This window comes from Syntrophomonas sp. UBA5494 (assembly GCF_002426325.1).
In genome coordinates, this window is record NZ_DIPG01000055.1 from 1 (window position 1) to 2,933 (window position 2,933).

General features: G+C 51.1%; 2 protein-coding genes and 1 tRNA gene. All 3 read right to left on the minus strand.

Annotation, left to right across the window (positions count from 1 at the left end; all coding sequences use genetic code 11):
* Positions 1–1,766 (minus strand): leucine--tRNA ligase (gene leuS, locus B3W37_RS06405; protein ID WP_483175125.1); only part of this gene is annotated, 1,766 nt, incomplete at its 3' end.
* Between the two features lie 102 nt (positions 1,767–1,868).
* Positions 1,869–1,944, minus strand: a tRNA-Ala gene (locus B3W37_RS06410).
* A 467-nt stretch (positions 1,945–2,411) separates the two neighbouring features.
* Positions 2,412–2,582 (minus strand): DUF1540 domain-containing protein, encoded by a 171-nt coding sequence (locus B3W37_RS06415; protein WP_481037905.1) that lies wholly within the window; start codon positions 2,580–2,582, stop codon positions 2,412–2,414.
* Between the last annotated feature and the right edge of the window lie 351 nt (positions 2,583–2,933).

The window sequence follows — 2,933 nt, forward strand, 5'->3', positions numbered from 1 at the left end:
ACATTGCCTTTGGACTTGGACATCTTGGTTCCGTCTTTTAAGACCATGCCCTGGGTGAGCAGGTTGGTGAACGGCTCCCGACATGACAGCCATTTGATGTCATAGAGGAACTTGGTGAAGAAACGGGCGTACATAAGATGCAGAATGGCGTGCTCTACCCCGCCTATGTACTGGTCCACCGGCATCCAATAGTCGGTGGCGGCTTTGTCGAAAGGCTGCTCACTTTCATTAGGGCTGCAGAAGCGGTCGAAATACCAGGAGGAACACACGAAAGTATCCATGGTATCCGTTTCCCGGCGGGCCTCTTTACCGCAGTTGGGACAGGTGGTCTCAAAAAAGGAATTCACATAGTTCAGTGGGGACTCCCCGGACGGTTTAAATTCCACATCTTCAGGCAAAAGCACCGGGAGGTCTTCTTCCGGCACCGGCGCCATCCCGCAGTCCTGACAGTAGATTATGGGAATGGGCGCGCCCCAATAGCGCTGCCGGGAGATAAGCCAGTCCCGCAGGCGGTAGTTGACGGTTCCATCGCCGATCCGGTTCTCTTCCATATAGGATGTCACCGCGGCTTTTCCGGCCTCGACCGTCAGCCCGTTAAAAGCGCCCGAATTGATCATCCGGCCTTCGCCAACATAGGCTTCGCTCAGATCGGCGCCATCAACCGGGGTGTCTTCGCCTTGAATAACCACCCGGACAGGAAGATCATACTTGCGGGCGAACTCAAAGTCGCGCTGGTCGTGGGCGGGAACCGCCATGATGGCTCCGGTACCGTAATCCATCAAAACATAGTTGGCTATCCAAATCGGAACTTCTTCACCGCTCATAGGATTGACGGCATAACTGCCGGTGAATACCCCTTCTTTTTCAATCTCTGTTGAAGTGCGGGCGATATCGCTGAGATGTTTCATGTTGGCTATAAACTCATTCACCGCCTCAGCCTGGGCGGTATTTTGCGCCAGTTTATCGATCAGCGGATGCTCGGGCGCCATTACCATGTAAGTAACCCCGAAAACAGTATCCGGCCGGGTGGTGAAAACCGAGATAACCTCATCGCTGCCTGCGATCTTCATATCGAACTGACATCCCTCGCTGCGTCCGATCCAGTTGCGCTGCATGATTTTAACCTTATCGGGCCACCCCGGGAGCAGCTCCAGATCATCCAAAAGGCGCTGGGCATAATCGGTGATTTTGAAAAACCACTGTTCCAGTTGTTTCTTCTCCACCACCGTTTCACAGCGTTCACAGCTGCCGTCGACCACCTGCTCATTAGCTAAAACGGTCTGGCAGGAAGGACACCAGTTGACCGCCGATTTCTTTTTGTAGGCCAGACCGTGCTGGTAGAGTTTCAAGAACATCCATTGGGTGAATTTATAGTAATCCGGTTTGCAGGTGGCTACTTCCCGATCCCAGTCGTAGCTGATGCCCATGGTTTTTAGCTGGCGTTTCATGTTATCGATATTGGCATAGGTCCAGATGGCAGGATGGATGCCGTTTTTAATGGCCGCGTTCTCGGCAGGCAGGCCGAAAGCATCCCATCCCATGGGATGAAGCACGTTGAAGCCGTTCATTGATTTAAAACGGGCTACCACATCGCCGATGGCATAGTTGCGAACATGTCCCATATGCAGGTTGCCGGAAGGATAGGGGAACATCTCCAAATCGTAGTACTTAGGGCGAGAGGGGTCTTCACTGACTTTGTAAAAACCGTGCTCTTCCCAGTACTGCTGCCACTTGGCCTCAATTACCTTAAAATCATACTTTTCCATCGCTCAACCTCCTGGTGGGTTTTATAGACTAAAAAAGCCCTCATCCCTTGAGGGACGAGAGCTGGTTTCCCGCGGTACCACCCTTGTTGACAGATATAATTATGGTGGAGCTAGGGGGATTCGAACCCCCGACCTCTTGAATGCCATTCAAGCGCGCTCCCAACTGCGCCATAGCCCCACATCTGTCCACTTTAACCTGTAACGTAGGTTGCGTCACAGGCTTTCCGCCTGTGCAGCTCCCCGGCGAGTTCAACCAGACGTTGCCGCCTTCCACCCTTGTGGCGGCTCTCTGAAGGTTGCCAGCTTACTGCTCCGGTTCCTAGCATTTAGCTATAAATAGCCGCTTTTAATCCACGAAAGTTATTGTACTATATAAATTAATCTAATGCAACTGTGAAGTGTGCAAATTTCCCATAGCAAAGGCCCTAAGGCCGCTGGCTGCACAGTCCTTCCAATTACAGGGTCAGGTCCAGGATTGGTGCGTGGGCCCGCAAAACTCACCAGCATTCTTATCAGGCGGGTAAGCAGGCCATCTGGCAGGCGGATGGCATTAGGTGTTTTCAGAAAAGGCAAATATCCTAAAAGGATTACAGATAATAGAAACCGTGCCGCCAGGGAGTATCCCTCACGACACGGTCTGTTGAATTATAATTCCAGGATGGGTTCATAGTTGGAACAAAGAGTTTCCTCATCTGCCACGCCGCTGTAGATATTCTGCTGTGGAGCGACTTCAATAGCCTCTAAGCGGCAATAACCTCCTGCACCATAGAATTTGCAGCTCTCAACCGCGCACCGAATGGTTTGTCCATTGGCCATAAGCAAAAATCCCTCCTTTTTTGTTGATACTGTATCTATGCCCCGACATACGGACTTTATACGAAAAAGTTGCAAAGTCAAGAAAGATCAGGATTATTATGCGGCCATTTCGTGGAATAACGGCCGTTAACCTCATAATGGAGCCGATCTTAATAAGGCGGATGATGAATGCAAAACAAATACAATATTGGATAATAATGTAAACTAATGTAAAATTATAAAGAGGGGGTGGGGGTGTGAATATTAGCCGGCGTCATCTGCTCGCAGGGATTGTGATCTTCGCTCTCCTGCTGCTGTTGGGCCATTATGTCCTGCAACGACGTCAGGCGCCGCCGCCCCTGCCGGACATAC

Excerpts from the sequence above, each read along its gene's own strand:
- B3W37_RS06415 (WP_481037905.1), bottom strand. The coding sequence starts at position 2,582 with ATGGCCAATGGACAAACCATTCGGTGCGCGGTTGAGAGCTGCAAATTC.